Consider the following 18,287-nt stretch of genomic DNA (forward strand, 5'->3'; position numbering starts at 1 on the left):
GCCGGGTGTTGCAGCACGTCTGGCTTAAATCAGTTCAGCCAGGATGAAATTTCACGTGAGCTGAACCCGCCACTGGCCATCATCGACGGAACGCTTTGCCGTTTCAGGGTTGGCTGCTGGGGCTTGATGATCGCATTGCGGCTTTGAAGCCCAGCTGCGGCACCGTAATCAAGTGACGAACCGCCAAACCAGTTTTTCGATGTTTCCGGCGCTTCTGGCGTGGTCTTTTCCCGTGCCTTGCTTTCGTAGATCCAGCGCAGTTCCTGTTTCAGGGTCTGGTATTCCGGCGTATCCGGCGCAGAGTTAACCTCGTTAACAATCTGCAGCTTGACCATCTGCGGAAATTTATCAAGCCGCTCCAGAAGCATGAATTTGACACTTGGACGCACGGCGTCGGAACGCATCAGCTTCATCACCAGACGACGATAGATATCAATCCGCAGATTGCCATGGGATGCCAGTTCGATGAATTCCTCGACAAATTCGCGCGCGGCCATCTTGCCATCCAGAAGCGCGCGCAAATTGCCCGCCATCGCCCGGCGATAGGCTTCGCGAATTTCGACAACATGGTTGCTTGCGCGGTTGCGAACCAACTGGAACGCTTCCGGGCTGAACGCATTCCGCGACAGAAGCTTGGCGCAATCGGCCACCAGTTCATGCTTGGTTGCTTCTGACACCACTTCAAAAACGCCGGTAATAAGTTCCTTGCACTTGGCGTGCGGTCCCATACGGATCGCTGCGGCCAATGCCATCGGGCTTTCCGGATCCTTGGTTGCAATCACCGCAAGTGCCAGCGGATCATCATACTGCATCAATGCCAGATCATTGCTCAGCAAATGCTCCGGCATCAGAAGCCGCTGCTGCGCCCCTGCCCCGGTAACGGTCAACGGTTCGCCACTGCGATAATTATCTTTGATGGAAAGGGCATATTTCAGCCCGTCATAGGAGATTCCGAGATCCTTGCGCATCCCGTTTACTCTCCCTTCGGCCCCTGGGGTCGTTCATCCGGCAAGCGGCGTGTGCGACCAGATTTTTCGGAACCGTGCGGCGATGCCACAGCCGTCGTACCCGCCGCACGACCACGCGGTCCGGAAGGCTGAAGCTCGTTAAAGAAATCGATATACCAATCCATATCCGTCGATGCCATGGCATAACGGCCCCCCGCCGCCGGGCGCTCGATGCTGTCTTCGGGGATCGCAGCACTCATCTGAAGGACAACCGCCGACGGGGCGCTCATACCCGCGCGCCAGGCCAGGGCGGTAATGGCGCGCGCACTTCCCGAATCAAGGATTTTGGAAACGATTGCAGCAGGCATCTGCGCATAATGCGCAAGGCTCTGAACCACCAGCGCGTCTTCGTTACGCGACAACGCATCAAGAATGTAATGATCAATGGTGACCGGCTCGACCGGTCTGCCCTGCTCGCCCGCATCGTCATGCATCACATCGTCAAACTCATGTTCCACCGGAACCGGTGCCGTGCGGCTTACAATGCGACTCTCGAACTTTGCTTTTTCAATACGCTGGCGCACTGATTGGCGCATGGCGCGTGCCACTTCGGCCCGCATGCGACCGCGTTCGACCAGCGTGTCGAACAACGATGCCAGAATGAAATGCGCCACACGGCGCTGCGCCTGACGGGAAATCTTGTTGCGACCATCCGCCATTTCATCATGCGGCGTCTTGCTGGCGTCTTCCTTCCTGCTGCCGAATTTCGGGGTCAGGGCCACCACATTGCGCGGCGCGTCATCCGATGACAGCAACCGGTTAAGCAACCCGCCCTTTTCCTTTTCCGAACGATCCCGTGCCAGACGTGCCTGTGCCGCGGCCTCCTGTTCGGCTTCCAGCTTTTCGGCGGCTGTTTGCACAAACTCGCCACGCCCACGCAGAATATCAAGGAAATCGGCATCGCTTAAAAGTTCGACATATTCGCCAAGCGACACCCGGCCAATCGCCGCAATATCCTGACGCAAACGCATCGCGGCCTGGCGTGTCATATAAGGTGTATGGCTCAGTTCCTGCTCAATCAGGGCAATGACCTGCGGGCGATAACAATCGGCCATATTGCCGATCGCCGTTACGAATTCCTCGACCATATCAAGGCGTTCGGACGGGCTAAGATCATTCAGATGACGGCGCAGGCGGCGCGCAACATCCATGCGGACGTCGCTGTCAAAATCCGGCTGGCCGTCTTCATCTTCGTCATCATCGGCAAGGTCGGCCGACAGGCGCGCGGCATAATCAAGGCCACTTTGCGCCAGTTGACCATCGGAATCTTTTTTACGCGGGATACGGGGGGCACGCGAATTTGCCTGTTCGGCCGCGCCAAACTCGTCTGGCGCGATGCTCCGGACCGTTTCCGCCAGATCACGAAGTTTCGCCGCCGACTTGTCGTCAAGCGCGCCGTCATCCTTCGATTTCTGCCGATTGAACATCCAGTTCAGCATTATCGCAGTAATTCCCCTGTCCCCTGCCTTTCGGCAAATCGGCGTCAACCCCTTGCAACGCCAACATTTTTTATCTGGCCTTGGATCGCTTATAGCAAAGCAATCCACCCCAAACAACAATACAAGAGCCAAAAACCTTTTAAACTCATGGTCATGACCGTTTCTCGGAAATACCAAGGATACAGGTCAGAACACTTTGACTATCACGGCAAACACTCAAAAAAACATTAACAATACAAACCACTATCCGGCGGTATGGCCGGTATTTCAAACATCGCGAAACTCTCGCACAAAAAAACGGGCGGCTTGTTGCCGCCCGTCTCGTTTCGTCACGCAATAGTCTGATCAGTTTTTCGCGGACAACCACGCAATGCGCAGGATATTGGTCGCCCCCGGGGTCCCAAACGGGACACCTGCGGTAATCACCAGCGAATCCCCAGCCGCAGCAAACTCTTCACGTTTGGCCACCTCGCAGGCAATGCCGACCATCTCGGCAAAGTTGGTCGCATCACGGGTAAAGACCGCATGCACGCCCCAGCACAACGTCATCCGGCGTGCCGTCTGGATTTTCGGCGTCAGTCCAAGGATGGGAACTTCCGGGCGTTCACGCGCCGCACGAAGCGACGTTGAACCCGACGTGGTATAGGTCACGACCGCCTTGGCACCAATCGTTCCGGCAACCTGACGGGCCGCAGCACTGATCGCATCCGGCGCATTATGCTCGGGATCCGGACGGTTGGCATCGCGCAGACGATAATAAAGTTCGTCCTGCTCCACCCGGATCATGATCCGGTCCATGATGCTGACGGTTTCGATCGGATATTTGCCCACCGCACTTTCGGCTGACAGCATCACCGCATCGGCACCGTCATAAATGGCGGTCGCAACGTCGGATGCTTCGGCACGGGTCGGGGCCGGGTTGCTGACCATCGAATCCAGCATCTGGGTCGCAACAATCACCGGCTTGCCAGCTTCGCGGCACGCCTTGATGATGCGTTTCTGCAGGATCGGAACATCTTCCGGCGGGCATTCAACACCCAGATCGCCACGTGCGACCATGATGATGTCCGAAAGTGCCACGATTTCATCAAGATGCTCAATCGCCTGCGGCTTTTCCAGTTTGGAAACGATTGCCGCACGACCATTGATGATCTTGCGCGCCTCGGCAACATCTTCGGGACGCTGGACGAATGAAAGAGCGACGAAATCAACGCCCATCTCAAGACCGTAATCCAGATCAATACGATCCTTGTCGGTCAGGGGCGACATCGGCAGCATCACGTCGGGCAGGTTAACGCCCTTGCGGTTCGACAGCGGCCCTCCGGTAATAACGGTGCACTCGGCTGATTTGCTATCGCATTTTTCCACCCGCATGCGCAGCTTGCCATCGTCAAGCAACAGGTTCGCACCGGGCTTGAGTGCTGCAAAAACTTCGGGATGGGGCAATGAAACGCGGGTTTTATCCCCCGGTTTCTTGTCCATATCGAAATGGAAGGTCGCACCGGCTTCAAGTTCGATCTTTTCGTCGGCAAAGGTACCGCAGCGGATCTTTGGCCCCTGCAAATCCATCAGCACGCCAATCGGACGGCCAAGCTTGGCCTCGACTTCACGGATTGTTTCAAAACGCGCCTGATGCTCTGCATGTTCACCATGCGAGAAATTCAGCCGGAATACATCAACACCCGCCCTTACGATCTTTTCCAGAGTTTCCGGATGAGAGCTCGCTGGCCCCAGGGTTGCGATGATCTTCGCCTTACGTTGTCGGCGCATCGGCTCTTACCTCTTGTTTTTTGGTTTCCATTGGGTCTCTCCGCTTCGGCCATAGCTTCCCGGCGAGGCGTCGAGACGTCCTGATTTTTCTCTGGGGGTATCCCCTTAATAGTCAATCAAGCCCTGTTTGAACAGGGACTTTTCGCTAAATGCCTTTACAAAAATGTGATTTTTCTCTGGACAATTACAAGCAGGCACTCCTTTAAAGAAGCAGTGCAGCAATCAATTGCTGGCAGGCGGCCCTGCCCGGCAATCGCTTTTGATAACCGCACATTTACAACCGTGCGCGAACACATCGGGGATCGGACAAATGAGCAAATGGCATCATCGCTTCCTGGGACTGGCATCCCATATTGCCGAATGGTCAAAAGACCGTAGCACCCAGGTCGGCGCGGTTGTCATTGGCCCGAAAAAAGAAATTCGCGCCGTTGGCTATAACGGGTTTCCCCGCGGCGTCGATGACAATGTCGAAAGCCGCCATCAACGCCCGGAAAAATACGCCTATACCGAACATGCCGAACGCAATGCGATCTATAATGCCAGCTACACCGGCACATCGCTTGATGGCTGCGCGCTTTATGTCACCCATTTCCCCTGCTGTGACTGCGCGCGCGCCATCATTCAGGCCGGCATCGCCGAAGTATTTGTCGATAAAAGCAAACTGACCACCGATTTTCTTGAACGCTGGCAGCAGGACATGACCATCTCGACCGAAATGTTTGGCGAGGCGGGCGTGGCCGTTCAGGTCATTGACGAAGAAGGCACAACCGAACCCCTGCCCGACACCGTTTCCGATCATTCCTGATCTTGCCCTTTTAATTTTGCAGACCCGCCCAATATAGGGTGATCTGTGGGATCATGAGCATGAACAAAAAGAACGTAAACGTCGTTTGTTCAATATCTGCACAAGGTTAGGCGTCAGTATTTGTCAGAATTCCAAGCTGACAAAACGCCGCTTTAGCCTTGCTGCTAATCAGACAAAGGTATAAGCAATTAGGATCACGCTAGTACGATCATCACGCGAAAAAAGGCCCTGACCAGAACAAGGACCGGGACCGTGACGACGCACAGGATAAAAGGCCGAATGAGCGCAAAGATCGATTTCAGTAAAATCAGTTTTCTGGTCGTCGATGGCGACAAGATTTCGGCCCAGGTAGTTTTCGATACACTTTCGTATCTTGGTGCGACAGCCGTGCAGCGTGTCCGCTCCCCGAACGATGCGTTCGAGGTTCTCCGGACCCAGCAGATTGATATCATCGTCACCGAATGGCGTCTGCGCGGGATGGATGGCCTTGAATTCCTTGATGTTCTCAGGAATTCGGTCAATTCGCCCAACCGGTTCATTCCGGTAATCATGTTGACAGCACATTCGGAGCAGCGATACGTCACCACTGCGCGTGACCTCGGCATCACGGAATTTCTTGCCAAACCGTTCAATGCCAAGGCACTTTATAGCAGACTGGTATCGGTCATCACCCGTCCGCGGCATTTCGTCAATACCGGCACCTATTTCGGGCCGGATCGCCGCCGCAGACAGGTCGCCTTCGACGGCCCCGACAGACGGAGCCCCGATGATTAATGACCCATTTTGACTGGGGGACCGGAGCAATCGTGACGCCCGAAAAGAAAAAGAAAAAAGCCCAGATCATTCCGCCTCAGACGGATCTGAAGCGACGTACGGTCAATTTCGTCAAGGGCTTTGACATCAATCTATCCCCTCAACAGCTCGACGAACTTGAGCAGGTCGTCCAGCGCAGCACGGAAACCTTTGTTCGCGATATAGGAAAGGACCTTGCCGACTGCCGCAAACTGGTCGTTGCCGCCATCAGCGATAATTCAAAGGCATCAACCGCGCTGGAAAACAGTGCCGACCTTGCCTATTCGGTGAAGGCACTGGGTGGAACATTCCAGTATCCGCTGATGACACAGATCGCAAAGTCACTTGAAATCTTTGTCGCAGACCGGACCACCGCCAATATGAAGCAGCTTCTTGTCATTCAGCTTCATATTGATTCTCTTTACGTCATTCTGGCAAGCCGCGTCACCGGGTTTGGCACCACCGTCGAACAGGCAACCGTTGCTGCACTGACCAAGCTTGCCGAACGCTACGAGCTGCCACGCGAATAGCCTGCCAGCAAACCAGCCATCAAAGGCCTTTGCCCGCATCGGACAGGGATGCTGACGATGCATGCCATCACCGTGCGTTCCCGTTCACCGCGAAAAGCATGATCTGTCCCGCCGCGTCACGCTCATTGTCATCAATGGCATGCTCCATGCGCGCCTCGATCCTCTCCAGCCGCTCGGTAATTTCGGGCAGCTGATCCATGATCCATTGACGGACTTCATCACTCCCCCCTGCCAAGGCGGCGTTCTGTCCACTCCACAGCAAAATCAGGCTGCGCACGATCCGCATATCGCACGTCACGCCGCCTCTGGGGCGGATTGCAGACGATATCGCGTTTGATCTCGTCGCAAGATCGGCTTTTAACCCGGCATCTATATCATCAAGCACGGCAAGGATCGTGTTCCCCATGAAGCCCCCGCTTCGGTTATTCCCCGTCAGGGCCCCGCACCCTGTTTTTGAATCATCCCAAACTTTTACATCTGCTTACCGACCTGTACTTTGATCAGCATCAAACAGGTCCCGGAAACAATCTTCAGCAGATATCCATCACCTCAAGGATATATTTTGCACGACACAAAACGCGCCATGGTGGCGACAGCTAAAAAAGTATCGAACACGATCAAAAAAGGTCTTGCGCCCCCTCGGACCTGCTGTTAGAAACCGCGCCACACACCGAGCGGGTGTAGCTCAGTTGGTTAGAGCGCCGGCCTGTCACGCCGGAGGCCGCGGGTTCAAGTCCCGTCACTCGCGCCACTTTCCACCTGATGGAAAGTTCAAAAAAGACGCCACGGTTCGCCGTTGGCGTTTTTTTGTTTCTCATCCCCTTTTTCGTACCGAACCGACATGCCGACGAGCGACGTGGCGTCCATCGCTCATACGCAACACGTCGAAAAAACAGGCAGGTCGATTTTCCCATCCCGTGCTGCGCGAAAACGGCGCGACCACACGACCGCCAAAGCATTTCGTCTCCCGGTTTTCAACGCATTTGCAAAGCCCCCTTTACCCTGACCAATCAGGGCTTCATTTTTTTGAAAAAAAGCCCTTGCCAGACCGAACCACCCCTTATATAAACCGCGCCACACCAAGCGGGTGTAGCTCAGTTGGTTAGAGCGCCGGCCTGTCACGCCGGAGGCCGCGGGTTCAAGTCCCGTCACTCGCGCCACTCTTTTTAAAGAGTACGGAAAGTCGCTTTAACAGCGGCTTTTTTTGTGCCTGAAATCAGGCCCCCTCCCATCTCCTGCCCCTCACCAACCAGACCATCACAACCCAAACGTGAACAGGCAAGATACCACACAATATCTTGCGTGTTTTTTGGGCATTCCTGACCGTCTGGTCATTGATTAATCGTATAATTTATGCTTCGCTCTACAGGTTCTAGTCGAAGATCCTACAGGTCGCCCCACACAGAATGACCTGTTGATCCAACAAGCAACAAAACGGGAGGCGCAAAATGCGCAAACTGATCGCAGGGCTGGTTCTGGGAACCGCACTGGCTACCGCACCAATGGCGGCACAGGCCGAAACCCCTAAAAATGCCCTCGTCATGGCATTTGCCATCGACGACCTCATCACACTCGATCCGGCCGGGATGTTCGAATTTACCGCCTTGGAATATGCTGGCAACACATATGACCGCCTGATTGGCTTTGATAATGACGACGTCTCGAAAATTTATGGTGTCGTCGCCGAAAGCTGGGACGTCTCCGAAGACGGCCTGACCTTTACCTTCAAGATTCGCGACGGCATCAAATTCGCATCGGGCAACGACCTGACCGCCGAAGACGCGGCCTTCTCGCTGCAACGCGTCGTCCTGATGGATCAGTCCCCGGCCTTCATTCTCGGCCAGTTCGGCTTTACCGCCGACAACGTCAAGGACAGGATTCGCGCGACCGACGCAAACACGCTGGTCATGGAAGTCGATAAGCCCTATGCGCCTAGCTTCGTGCTGTACTGTCTGACCTCGGGCGTGGGCGCTGTTGTCGACAAGGAACTCGTCCTTGAACATGAAAAGGACGGCGACCTGGGCGCTGAATGGATGAAAACCAACTATGCCGGTTCCGGTCCGTTTGTCCTGAACAAATGGACCCCGGGCGAAAGTCTTAGCCTGACGGCGAACGAGGAATACTGGGACGGCGCACCGGCCATGAAGCGCGTCATCATTCGCAACGTCAAGGAAGCCGCTTCCCAGCAGCTCCTGTTGCAGAAAGGTGATATCGATATTGCGCGTAACCTCGAAGCCGATCAGCTTGCCTCGGTCAAGGGTGACGAAAACATCAAGCTGCTGTCCAAAGGCAAAGGCGCACTCTGGTATCTTGGCCTGTCACAGAAAAACGAATTCCTGTCCAAACCGGAAGTTCGCGAAGCGCTTAAATATCTCGTCGATTATGATGGCATTACCGAAACCATCATGGCGGGCCGCGCCCAGACCCATCAGGCATTCCTGCCCGAAGGTTTCCTTGGTGCCTATAACGAAAACCCCTACTCGCTTGATATCGAAAAGGCCAAGTCGCTGCTTGCCGACGCTGGCCTTGCCGATGGCTTCAAGGTGACCATGGATACGCGCAACACCACGGCAGTGATGTCGATGGCGCAGTCGATCCAGGCGACCTGGGCACAGGCAGGTATCAATCTGGAAATCATTCCGGGTGATAACAAACAGACCCTGACCAAATACCGCGCCCGCCAGCACGATATCTATATCGGTCGCTGGGGCCCGGATTATCAGGATCCGCACACCAACGCCTCCACCTTCGCGTGGAACCCCGACAATTCCGACGATGCATCGGCCAAGCCGCTTGCATGGCGTAACTCCTGGAACCCGGGTGACATGACCGCCGAGGTCGACAAGGCCATTCTTGAACGTGACGGCGAAAAACGTGCTGCAATGTATGTGGACCTTCAGAAAAAGGTTCTCGAAAACGGCCCGTTCGTAATCATGTTCCAGGAAACCGAAATCGCCGCGATGCGGGACAATGTGAACAATTTCGTCCTCGGTCCGTCGTTCGATAACAACTATTATCGTTTTGTCACCAAGGACTAGGGAGGCAACGGTCGGATGACCGCAGCTACGCGAAAATCACGGGACGGGCGCACACGCGCCCGTCTCTTTTCCAGCACGGGCGCAAACCTTGTGCGTATTGCTTCATCGCTCGCCATAACCTTTTTCGGACTTTTGCTGGTCACCTTCCTGATCGGGCGCGTTTTGCCAATCGATCCGGTACTGGCCGCTGTCGGCGATCATGCCTCCGAACAGGTCTATGAGCGCGTCAAAGAAGAAATGGGCCTGAACCTGCCGCTTTGGCAGCAGTTCTTTGTCTATATCAGCAATGTTGTCCAGGGTGATTTCGGAACGTCAGTTCTGACATCAAACCCGGTCCTCGAAGACATCAAACGCGTCTTCCCCGCCACATTGGAACTGGCCACCCTTGCCACCGTCATCGGTGTTTTCCTTGGCGTTCCGGCCGGTGTTTTTGCCGCGATCAACAAGGGCAAATGGCCCGACCATATCGTGCGCATCATCGGGCTTGCCGGGTATTCGATGCCGATCTTCTGGCTGGGCCTGATGGGGCTTCTGGTGTTTTACCTGAAACTCGACTGGGTTGCGGGTCCGGGCCGACTGGATGCCTTCTATGTCGATTTCATCGAACCGACCACCGGTCTGATGCTGGTCGATACCCTGATCGAAGGCGACATGGACCTGTTCTGGAATGCCGTGTCGCACATCATTCTTCCGGCTTCGATTCTTGCCTATTTTTCACTGGCCTATATTGCGCGCATGACCCGCTCTTTCATGCTTGAACAGCTCAGCCAGGAATACATCCTGACCGCAAGGGTAAAGGGCATTTCCGAAACCCGCATCATCTGGCGTCATGCCCTTGGCAATGTGATGGTGCCCCTCGTCACCGTTATTGCGCTGTCCTACGCCAACCTGCTCGAAGGATCGGTTCTGACCGAAATCATCTTTGCCTGGCCGGGACTGGGTCTTTACATCACCAATTCGCTGCTCAATGCCGATATGAACGCGGTTCTGGGTGGTACCGTCGTCGTGGGTGCGGTGTTCATCGGGGTCAATATGCTGTCCGATGTGCTCTATCGCCTGCTTGACCCGCGCGCACGGAGATAGGTTACCATGAATATCACAAGCAACGCCGTCAAACCCGGCCTGAAACAGTGGCTGACATCGGACACCCCGCAATCACGCTGGCAGGCCAAATGTGGCCGGGCATGGCTGGGCTGGCTTAAATTCACCGAAAACAGGCTCGCCATGATCGGTCTTTCGATCGTTCTGGCCCTGATCCTTGTCACCATATTTGCCCCGCTTCTGGCACCTTATGATCCGCTGGCCGCCGACCTTGCCAATCGCATCCAGTCGCCCAGTGCCGAACACTGGTTTGGTACCGATCAGCTGGGTCGCGATATCCTGTCGCGTCTGATTTACGGCGCGCAATACACCCTGATGATCGTGGCCCTTGTGGTGATTACCGCGGCCCCCGTCGGGCTTCTGGTCGGCACCGCTGCCGGGTTCTTTGGCGGCTGGATTGATGCGACATTGATGCGCATCACCGATATTTTTCTGGCCTTCCCGAAACTGATCCTGGCCCTTGCCTTCGTTTCTGCATTGGGACCGGGGATCGAAAATGCGGTTCTGGCCATCGCGTTGACCGCATGGCCACCCTATGCCCGCATTGCACGCGCCGAAACCATCACCGTCCGCAGGTCCGACTATATCGAAGCCGCCCGGTTGCAGGGTGTCTCGAATATGGGTCTGATCCTTGGTCACATCACCCCGATGTGCATAAGCTCGCTTGTTGTGCGTGTCACCCTTGATATGGCGGGCATGATCCTGATTGCGGCGGGGCTTGGCTTCCTTGGCCTTGGCGCACAGCCGCCGATGCCCGAATGGGGGGCAATGGTGTCCGAAGGCCGCCAGTTCCTTCTGGAACAATGGTGGGTATCGACCGTACCGGGCCTTGCAATTTTCGTGGTCAGCCTTGGTTTCAACCTTCTGGGCGATGGCCTGCGCGATGTTCTTGATCCACGTGGGGGCGACTGATCATGACAAACGAAACCCTTCTGTCTGTCAAAAACCTCGCCATCACCTTTTCCACATCCAAGGGGCCGGTCCATGCCGTGCGTGGTGTGTCGTTCGATCTCGGACGTGAACGGCTCGGTATTGTTGGCGAATCCGGTTCGGGCAAATCCCAGACCGGGCGCGCCATTCTGGGCCTGACGGCGGCAAACGGCAAAATCACCGCCGATCAGATGCAGTTCCACGATCTGGACCTGCGCAATCTGTCGAAACGCGACTGGCGCAAGGTCCGTGGTGCGCGTATTTCCATGATCATGCAGGACCCGAAATATTCGCTAAATCCTGTCATGACCATCGGTGATCAGATCATCGAAGCCTATCGCGAACACCACAAGGTCAACGCGACCGAGGCCAAACGCCGCGCCCTTGATATGCTCGCCGCGGTCAAAATCCGCGATCCCGAACGCGTGTTCAAATCCTACCCGCACGAAGTATCGGGCGGGATGGGCCAGCGCGTCATGATCGCCATGATGCTGATCCCCGATCCGGAAATCCTGATTGCCGATGAACCGACATCGGCTCTTGATGTCACGGTACAGCTCCAGGTAATGGCGATCCTTGATGATCTGGTGCGTGAACGCGGCATGGCGCTGGTTTTCATCAGCCACGATCTGCATCTGGTCTCAAGCTTCTGCGACCGGGTTCTGGTGATGTATCAGGGCCATGTCGTCGAAGAAATCCGCGCATCCGAACTCGATCAGGCCAAACACCCCTATACGCAGGGCCTTCTGAACTGCCTGCCGAAAATGGATGGCAACCACGCCGAGCTTCCCGTCCTGACCCGCGAAGCCAGCTGGGCGGAGGCCTGAGATAAAAATGACTGCAATGATTGAAATCACCAAACTCAATGCCTGGTTTGACGACAACCACGTGCTCAAGGATGTCGATATTTCGGTCCCGGCCAACGGATCGTTCGGTCTGGTGGGCGAATCCGGTTCGGGCAAATCAACCGTCCTTCGCACCATCACCGGTCTTGTCGATGACTGGGAAGGCAATATTGTCGTCAATGACAGGGAACTGACCAAAAAGCGCGACAAGACCTTTTACCGTCTGGCGCAAATGGTCTTTCAGGATCCGTTCGGATCGCTTCATCCGCGTCACACCATTGACCGCATCCTGACCGAACCGGTCAATATTCACGGGCTCGGCAATTCCGATGCCCGCGTGGTCGAGGCATTAAAACAGGTCGGTCTCGATAACTCCTTCCGCTTCCGCTACCCCCATCAGCTTTCCGGCGGGCAGCGCCAGCGTGTCGCGATTGCACGTGCGCTTATTCTCGAACCGAAAATCCTGCTGCTTGATGAACCGACATCAGCCCTTGATGTCTCGATCCAGGCCGAGGTGCTCAACCTGTTGACCCGGTTGCGCAATGATCTGGGACTTACCTATATCATGGTCAGTCACGATCTCGCCGTGGTCGCCCATATGTGCGACGATATCGCGATCATGAACCACGGCCGCATCGTCGAACGCGCCACCGCCGCCCAGCTTGCCGACGGCAAACTGGAAAACCCCTATTCACAGCAGCTTTTCAAGGCCGCCGGGGGATATGACCGCGCCGTCATCGACAGCTTCGTGGATTGGGACTGAACAGCGGCCCCGCACGCGCCAGAAGAACCACGTGCCAGAACAACAAGGGACATCATGAACGTCACCACCGCCCCGAACACGTCCGCCAACAGGTCACGCCATCGCCCCACTTTCACGTGGGATGCGCATGCCTGCCTGCCGCTTGATCCCAAAACACCGATCAGCCTGCTTGATAACTATGTCGCGGGTGATGTTGATTATGTCTGTGTCAATGTCGGCATGGATATGAATTCCGTTGCGCATATCCTGCGCGTCATTGCCGCCTTCCGGGCCAAAATCGCCGCCCACCCGGACAAATACATGCAGATCGAACGCTTTGATGATCTGGCAATTGCCAAATCAAAGGGCGTGCTTGGGGTTGGTTTCGATCTCGAAGGCTCGGTCATGTTGCAGGACATGCCCGAAATGGTCCCGGTCTTTGCCAAACTGGGCGTGAAACAAATCCACTTTGCCTATAACCGCAACAATTCGGTGGCCGGTGGTTGTCATGATGATGATATCCCGCTGACCGCGCTGGGCCATGCCATGGTCCGGGCCGTTAATAACGGCGGCATGATCATGGATTGCTCACACACCGGCCGCCAAAGCAGCCTTGATATCATGCGGGCATCAACCAAGCCGGTCGTCTTCAGCCACGCCAACCCCAAGGTGCTTGGCGGGCATGAACGCTGCATTGATGATGAACAGATCAAGGCCTGTGCCGATACCGGCGGGGTGATAGGCATTTGCGGCTTCCAGCGCTTCATCAAATCACCCAACGCGCCTGAAGTCCCTGACATGATCCGCCATATCGACTATGCGGTAAAACTGGTCGGTGTGGACCATGTCGGCATCGGCCTTGATACGATGCCCAGTGTCGCGGGCACCAACGACTTCCCCGATGGCGTTGACCGCGCCTATTACTGGCCCACCGAACGCGGCTATGGCCCGGGTGCTGGGGGTGCCGCGGTGTTCGACCCGAAAAAACTCCCCGCCCTTGCCGACGCCCTGATCGCCGGAGGCTACAAACCCGACGACGTCGATAAAATCATGGGTGAAAATTTCGTTCGGGTGGCGAAGGAAAGCTGGACGGCTTCAAGCTAGAGTATCCCCATGCCCGTCAGTCGCCTCTCTTCTGAAATGACGGGCATGGCATTAAGCCTTGCCGATATTACTCGTATCCCTTTCGAACCCTAGGGTTCTTCATAATAAAGCTATTCAAGCCGCTTCCCGCATCAGCCAAAATTTTCATCTGCTCAATATTTTCGGCTCCAGCAGAGCGGTATGAGTACCTGTAGGTGCTGCCAGTAGTGAATGTAACTACAATCCAATCGTTGCCATACTCATAAGAATCCACACCAGAATTACCGTTACGATTTGCATATTTGGGCATTATGACATTCTCCTAATTGGTGTCAGTTTTAGCCCACCCCCAAAATCTCTTTTTCAATGACCTTGAAGCGGTCATTAACGTCGCCGCCATTGTAGAAGGACAACATATCTTCTTTTGTTAATATACCATCTTGTAGAAATTTTGAGAAATATTTCTCGTGAAACTCTAAAAGAAGAAATGATTTTTCCAGTTCAGATAAAATCTTCTTGTTCGTTGATATGTTTTGCTCAACTAGGGACCTTATTGATTTTATAGAAATAATATCCCGAACGAGAGCCGAAATCATAAACCCGAGCAAATCACCGTCAACGTCTCTAACTTTGAGTTTCGTTGCTATATCTCTAGCCAAGAGATAGGCGATGGCGACGTTCTTATAATCACCTTTCTGAGAGTCAATAATCGCGACAAAACCTATTCCAGAAATGTACTTAAGATAGCCAACCTCTTTTTGAAGATTTGAATCAACCACTTCAGCATCAAGAACGACGATACTCACCTTACCTTCACGGTTCGCATCCGCTTCAATCAGTTGGCTCCACACAGTATCTGACTTACGAGAGAAGACGTCTCTCGTAGAAATATCTCCCATGCGGATATTTTTGCTAAGTTTGCATTCTATCACTATTCGAAAATCATCACTTCCATCGACTTTGCATAGAATATCGCCCGTCTTATTTCGCTTCAAATTACCAGATGTATTTCCTGTAAGTTCCACAGTATCTTTAAGTTTATTCGTTTCGAGAAATTCCCTTAAATACTCTGCAACCTCATCTTCAGCTGCCACACCTTTGACCGAAGTTTTATAAAAAAGCTCCTGCTTCATATCGAAGATGCGCTTGAGGCTCTCAAGTTCTGTCCCCAACTCATTTGACGTCTTAGCCAAGAAAGCAGAAAAGCGGTCCTCCATCATCGCCAGTACGCCGATGTATAAAGCTCGCAGGACAGCTTCATCTCGCTCCGAAGCTGCCAACTTGTCAAAATAGTTAAAAACGATCTCGTTCTCGGTCCCAAACTCCGAAAACGACACACGTTTCTTTTTTTGATCCAGAGAAACAATCGGCATTTGAACCTCCACTTATTAGAGATGAAACACCCATACCGCCCCTAAACTCGAAACAAGGCGCAGCAACCCGCTGTCGTGGTTGTGGGATTTCCTCGCTATCTCTAACTACCAGCCCATATGCCTGTTGGCACTTGGGTTGTACCCGCAGGCTTAAACAGCAACCTCATCCTTGCGCACCGGGCGCGGGCGGCCTTCGGCGTCAATCGCGACAAAGGTAAAGGTTGCCTCTGTCACCTTGATGCGCGGCGGCTGGTTTTTGCGTAGCACCCAGCTTTCAAGATGCAGCACCATCGATGTATTGCCGATCCGTTCGATATCGCCATACACGCACACCACATCGCCAACATAGACCGGGCGATGGAACGTCATGCCATCCACCGCCACCGTGGCAACGCGTCCCTCGGCGATCTGGCTTGCCATGACGCCACCCGCGATGTCCATCTGCGACATCAGCCAGCCGCCGAAAATATCGCCGCTCGGGTTCGTGTCGGCCGGCATGGCAAGGGTTCGGGTGCACATGTCGCCGCGCGGCATGCTGTTGTCGGTACCGTGTGTGATCTCACTCTCATTCGCCATCGGGCTTACTCCTGTCTGGGCCGACATTGTTATTGGACCAATCGGTCACGGTTTTCGTCACAACCTTGTCATCGTTTTCTGCGCTGCCACAACGAAATTATGATCTCTGGCAAGACCACCGCTTGCATTCGCGATCAAAAAACATTTTTATGGGCCGCATCTGAAAACATATGATACTCGTTAAGCCTAGGGTCAGAACTTCGTAAAATCAATTAACAGATATGCGTCGTTGGACCTTGTTTTAACATAATAAAGAAGTTGCGTTCCGGGGCATGACCGACCTTTTCGAAGATTCAAACCAATCGACCACAAACGCCTATTCCGCCAAGGATATCGAAGTTCTCGAAGGCCTGGAGCCTGTGCGCCGCCGTCCCGGTATGTATATCGGGGGCACGGACGATGCCGCACTGCATCACCTGGTTGCCGAAATCCTCGATAACTCGATGGACGAGGCCGTCGCCGGCCATGCCGACTGGATCGAGCTGGAACTCAGAACCGACAACACCGTCATGGTGCGCGATAACGGCCGTGGGATTCCGACCGATCCGCATCCGAAATTCCCCGATAAATCCGCCCTTGAAGTCATCCTGACCACGCTTCATTCGGGCGGCAAGTTTTCGGGCAAGGCGTATGAAACCTCGGGCGGTCTGCACGGGGTGGGTATGTCGGTGGTGAACGCACTGACCGACAAATTCCGGGTCGAAGTCGCACGTGATCGCAAACTCGTGTTTCAGGAATATTCCAAAGGCACCCCGCTCGGTCCGCTTCAGGATGGCGGTGCGGTCAATAACCGCCGTGGCACCACGGTCATCTTCCGCCCCGATCCCGAAATTTTCGGCAACCGGGCCAAGCTGAAACCCGCCACGATCTTCCGTATGGCGCGGTCCAAGGCCTATCTGTTCAAGGGTGTTGAAATCCGCTGGTCGGTCGATCCGGAATTGCTGACCAGTGACGATCCGACGCCGCAGAACGAAGTCCTGAAATTCCCCAACGGGATTCTCGATTACCTGAACATGACCATCGAAGGTCGTGATCTGATCACCGAACGTCCGTTTGCCGGCGAAGCCAAGTTTTCCGAAAGTGCCGGTCGCGTTGAATGGGCGATTGCATGGCCGGACGGTGGCGAAGGGTACTTCCATTCCTATTGTAACACCGTCCCGACCCCGCTTGGCGGCACGCACGAGGCCGGTTTCCGCTATGCCCTGACCAAGGCGATCAAGACTTATGGCGACATGGTCGGTCAGAAAAAGGCCGCTGCCATCACCGCCGAGGACGTCTTTGGCGGTGGCTGCATCATGCTATCGGTCTTTATTCCCGATCCGCAGTTCCAGGGCCAGACCAAGGAAAAGCTCGGCACCGCATCGGCAACCAAGCTGGTTGAAACCGCGGTTCGCGACCATTTCGATCACTGGCTGACCGGTGATACCGAAAATGCCAAACGCCTGCTCGAACGCATCATCCTGCGCGCCGAAGAACGCCAGCGCCGCAAGGAAAAGAAAGAAACCAAGCGCCAGTCAGCAACCCGTCGCCTGCGCCTTCCGGGCAAGCTTGCCGATTGTTCACGTTCCATCGCGGCTGGCACTGAAATCTTCCTGGTCGAAGGTGACTCGGCAGGTGGTTCTGCCAAACAGGCACGTGATCGTGAAACACAGGCCGTCCTTCCGCTGCGCGGTAAAATCCTTAACGTGGCATCCGCGACGCGTGAAAAGATGATGGCCAACCAGGAAATCAAGGACATGATCGAAGCCTTTGGCTGCGGTTCCGGGTCCGATTTCCGGCTTGCCGATCTGCGTTATGAACGCATCATCATCATGACCGATGCGGACGTCGACGGCGCACATATCGCATCCCTGCTGATGACCTTCTTCTATCAGGAAATGACCGGCCTTATTGAAAACGGTAACCTGTATCTTGCCATGCCGCCGCTTTACCGCCTGACACAGGGCGGAAAATCAATCTATGCGATGGATGACGCGGAAAAAGAGGTCCTGCTCGATACCGAATTCAAGAACCGTGGCAAGGTCGAGATTTCCCGATTTAAGGGTCTGGGTGAAATGCCGCCCCCGCAGCTTCGCGAAACCACAATGGCGCCGAAGAAGCGGACATTGCTGCGCGTCTGCCTGCCCGATGCGGCCGAACCCGATGCCCGTGGCCAGACCAAGGATCTGGTCAATCGCCTGATGGGCAAAAAGCCGGAGCTCCGCTTCCAGTTCATTCAGGAACATGCCCGCTTTGTCGAGGATATCGACGTCTGAT

The 18,287-nt window shown here is 54.8% G+C and carries 17 protein-coding genes and 2 tRNA genes; 12 read left to right on the forward strand and 7 right to left on the reverse strand.

Going from position 1 to position 18,287, the window contains the following annotated elements:
* Positions 1 to 29: 29 nt before the first annotated feature.
* From ABIE64_RS08240 to pyk, 3 genes are all read right to left on the reverse strand, one after another.
* Entirely contained in the window at positions 30 to 968 is a 939-nt protein-coding gene (locus ABIE64_RS08240; protein ID WP_007091650.1) for a hypothetical protein, read from the reverse strand.
* A gap of 5 nt (positions 969 to 973) precedes the next feature.
* Positions 974 to 2,446: a DUF2336 domain-containing protein gene (locus ABIE64_RS08245; protein ID WP_354377105.1), complete on the reverse strand. Its 1,473-nt coding sequence runs from the start codon at positions 2,444 to 2,446 to the stop codon at positions 974 to 976.
* 345 nt (positions 2,447 to 2,791) lie between these two features.
* The gene (gene pyk, locus ABIE64_RS08250) at positions 2,792 to 4,216 is read right to left on the reverse strand and encodes a pyruvate kinase (protein WP_007091652.1); all 1,425 of its coding nucleotides are present in this window, start codon (positions 4,214 to 4,216) and stop codon (positions 2,792 to 2,794) included.
* 310 nt (positions 4,217 to 4,526) lie between these two features.
* Here pyk and ABIE64_RS08255 point away from each other — a divergent pair, with 310 nt between their 5' ends.
* The 3 genes from ABIE64_RS08255 (at position 4,527) to ABIE64_RS08265 (ending at position 6,343) form a co-directional block, all read left to right on the forward strand.
* Positions 4,527 to 5,021 carry a deoxycytidylate deaminase gene (locus ABIE64_RS08255; RefSeq protein WP_354377106.1) on the forward strand — a complete coding sequence of 165 codons (495 nt, stop codon included), beginning with the start codon at positions 4,527 to 4,529 and terminating at the stop codon, positions 5,019 to 5,021.
* Positions 5,022 to 5,300: 279 nt separating this feature from the next.
* Positions 5,301 to 5,795 (forward strand): response regulator, encoded by a 495-nt coding sequence (locus tag ABIE64_RS08260; protein WP_007091654.1) that lies wholly within the window; start codon positions 5,301 to 5,303, stop codon positions 5,793 to 5,795.
* A complete protein-coding gene (locus tag ABIE64_RS08265; RefSeq protein ID WP_007091655.1) occupies positions 5,795 to 6,343 on the forward strand; it encodes a hypothetical protein in 549 nt (182 codons plus the stop codon). Before ABIE64_RS08260 ends, ABIE64_RS08265 begins: the two co-directional genes overlap by 1 nt.
* 67 nt (positions 6,344 to 6,410) lie before the next feature.
* On the opposite strand, the gene ABIE64_RS08270 is transcribed toward ABIE64_RS08265, so the two are convergent.
* Positions 6,411 to 6,749: a hypothetical protein gene (locus ABIE64_RS08270; RefSeq protein WP_063093381.1), complete on the reverse strand. Its 339-nt coding sequence runs from the start codon at positions 6,747 to 6,749 to the stop codon at positions 6,411 to 6,413.
* A 268-nt stretch (positions 6,750 to 7,017) separates the two neighbouring features.
* On the opposite strand from ABIE64_RS08270, the gene ABIE64_RS08275 reads away from it, so the two are divergent.
* The 8 genes from ABIE64_RS08275 (at position 7,018) to ABIE64_RS08310 (ending at position 14,103) form a co-directional block, all read left to right on the forward strand.
* Positions 7,018 to 7,094 (forward strand) — tRNA-Asp (locus ABIE64_RS08275).
* Positions 7,095 to 7,426: 332 nt separating this feature from the next.
* Positions 7,427 to 7,503: transfer RNA gene (locus tag ABIE64_RS08280), tRNA-Asp, on the forward strand.
* Positions 7,504 to 7,791: 288 nt separating this feature from the next.
* Entirely contained in the window at positions 7,792 to 9,381 is a 1,590-nt protein-coding gene (locus ABIE64_RS08285) for an ABC transporter substrate-binding protein (RefSeq protein WP_354377107.1), read from the forward strand.
* A 15-nt stretch (positions 9,382 to 9,396) separates the two neighbouring features.
* Entirely contained in the window at positions 9,397 to 10,464 is a 1,068-nt protein-coding gene (locus tag ABIE64_RS08290; protein ID WP_110252306.1) for an ABC transporter permease, read from the forward strand.
* 6 nt (positions 10,465 to 10,470) lie between these two features.
* Entirely contained in the window at positions 10,471 to 11,394 is a 924-nt protein-coding gene (gene nikC, locus ABIE64_RS08295) for a nickel transporter permease (RefSeq protein WP_071241412.1), read from the forward strand.
* 2 nt (positions 11,395 to 11,396) lie between these two features.
* The gene (locus ABIE64_RS08300; RefSeq protein WP_007091935.1) at positions 11,397 to 12,239 is read left to right on the forward strand and encodes an ABC transporter ATP-binding protein; all 843 of its coding nucleotides are present in this window, start codon (positions 11,397 to 11,399) and stop codon (positions 12,237 to 12,239) included.
* A gap of 7 nt (positions 12,240 to 12,246) precedes the next feature.
* The gene (locus ABIE64_RS08305; RefSeq protein ID WP_503012844.1) at positions 12,247 to 13,020 is read left to right on the forward strand and encodes an ABC transporter ATP-binding protein; all 774 of its coding nucleotides are present in this window, start codon (positions 12,247 to 12,249) and stop codon (positions 13,018 to 13,020) included.
* A gap of 54 nt (positions 13,021 to 13,074) precedes the next feature.
* The gene (locus ABIE64_RS08310) at positions 13,075 to 14,103 is read left to right on the forward strand and encodes a dipeptidase (protein ID WP_354377108.1); all 1,029 of its coding nucleotides are present in this window, start codon (positions 13,075 to 13,077) and stop codon (positions 14,101 to 14,103) included.
* Positions 14,104 to 14,170: 67 nt separating this feature from the next.
* Here ABIE64_RS08310 and ABIE64_RS08315 read toward each other — a convergent pair whose 3' ends face one another.
* The 3 genes from ABIE64_RS08315 to ABIE64_RS08325 form a co-directional block, all read right to left on the reverse strand.
* Positions 14,171 to 14,392: a hypothetical protein gene (locus tag ABIE64_RS08315; RefSeq protein ID WP_354377109.1), complete on the reverse strand. Its 222-nt coding sequence runs from the start codon at positions 14,390 to 14,392 to the stop codon at positions 14,171 to 14,173.
* Positions 14,393 to 14,420: 28 nt separating this feature from the next.
* The gene (locus ABIE64_RS08320; RefSeq protein WP_354377110.1) at positions 14,421 to 15,455 is read right to left on the reverse strand and encodes a hypothetical protein; all 1,035 of its coding nucleotides are present in this window, start codon (positions 15,453 to 15,455) and stop codon (positions 14,421 to 14,423) included.
* Between the two features lie 150 nt (positions 15,456 to 15,605).
* Positions 15,606 to 16,031, reverse strand: coding sequence for an acyl-CoA thioesterase (locus ABIE64_RS08325; RefSeq protein ID WP_007091942.1), 426 nt, complete (start codon positions 16,029 to 16,031; stop codon positions 15,606 to 15,608).
* A gap of 272 nt (positions 16,032 to 16,303) precedes the next feature.
* On the opposite strand from ABIE64_RS08325, the gene parE reads away from it, so the two are divergent.
* Complete coding sequence (gene parE / locus ABIE64_RS08330; RefSeq protein ID WP_354377111.1) at positions 16,304 to 18,286, forward strand: DNA topoisomerase IV subunit B; 1,983 nt, start codon at positions 16,304 to 16,306, stop codon at positions 18,284 to 18,286.
* Position 18,287: the final 1 nt, after the last annotated feature.

Source organism: Thalassospira sp. MBR-102 (assembly GCF_040549275.1).
Classification (GTDB): Bacteria; Pseudomonadota; Alphaproteobacteria; order Rhodospirillales; family Thalassospiraceae; genus Thalassospira; species Thalassospira xiamenensis.

What these genes read in the sequence shown, in the direction of transcription:
- ABIE64_RS08290 (WP_110252306.1), top strand. Translation starts at nt 9,397, where the DNA reads ATGACCGCAGCTACGCGAAAATCACGGGACGGGCGCACACGCGCCCGT.
- ABIE64_RS08270 (WP_063093381.1), bottom strand. Translation starts at nt 6,749, where the DNA reads ATGGGGAACACGATCCTTGCCGTGCTTGATGATATAGATGCCGGGTTA.
- parE (WP_354377111.1), top strand. Translation starts at nt 16,304, where the DNA reads ATGACCGACCTTTTCGAAGATTCAAACCAATCGACCACAAACGCCTAT.
- nikC (WP_071241412.1), top strand. Translation starts at nt 10,471, where the DNA reads ATGAATATCACAAGCAACGCCGTCAAACCCGGCCTGAAACAGTGGCTG.
- ABIE64_RS08305 (WP_503012844.1), top strand. Translation starts at nt 12,247, where the DNA reads ATGACTGCAATGATTGAAATCACCAAACTCAATGCCTGGTTTGACGAC.
- ABIE64_RS08240 (WP_007091650.1), bottom strand. Translation starts at nt 968, where the DNA reads ATGCGCAAGGATCTCGGAATCTCCTATGACGGGCTGAAATATGCCCTT.
- ABIE64_RS08310 (WP_354377108.1), top strand. Translation starts at nt 13,075, where the DNA reads ATGAACGTCACCACCGCCCCGAACACGTCCGCCAACAGGTCACGCCAT.
- ABIE64_RS08315 (WP_354377109.1), bottom strand. Translation starts at nt 14,392, where the DNA reads ATGCCCAAATATGCAAATCGTAACGGTAATTCTGGTGTGGATTCTTAT.
- ABIE64_RS08300 (WP_007091935.1), top strand. Translation starts at nt 11,397, where the DNA reads ATGACAAACGAAACCCTTCTGTCTGTCAAAAACCTCGCCATCACCTTT.
- ABIE64_RS08245 (WP_354377105.1), bottom strand. Translation starts at nt 2,446, where the DNA reads ATGCTGAACTGGATGTTCAATCGGCAGAAATCGAAGGATGACGGCGCG.
- ABIE64_RS08320 (WP_354377110.1), bottom strand. Translation starts at nt 15,455, where the DNA reads ATGCCGATTGTTTCTCTGGATCAAAAAAAGAAACGTGTGTCGTTTTCG.
- ABIE64_RS08255 (WP_354377106.1), top strand. Translation starts at nt 4,527, where the DNA reads ATGAGCAAATGGCATCATCGCTTCCTGGGACTGGCATCCCATATTGCC.
- ABIE64_RS08260 (WP_007091654.1), top strand. Translation starts at nt 5,301, where the DNA reads ATGAGCGCAAAGATCGATTTCAGTAAAATCAGTTTTCTGGTCGTCGAT.
- ABIE64_RS08285 (WP_354377107.1), top strand. Translation starts at nt 7,792, where the DNA reads ATGCGCAAACTGATCGCAGGGCTGGTTCTGGGAACCGCACTGGCTACC.
- pyk (WP_007091652.1), bottom strand. Translation starts at nt 4,216, where the DNA reads ATGCGCCGACAACGTAAGGCGAAGATCATCGCAACCCTGGGGCCAGCG.
- ABIE64_RS08325 (WP_007091942.1), bottom strand. Translation starts at nt 16,031, where the DNA reads ATGGCGAATGAGAGTGAGATCACACACGGTACCGACAACAGCATGCCG.
- ABIE64_RS08265 (WP_007091655.1), top strand. Translation starts at nt 5,795, where the DNA reads ATGACCCATTTTGACTGGGGGACCGGAGCAATCGTGACGCCCGAAAAG.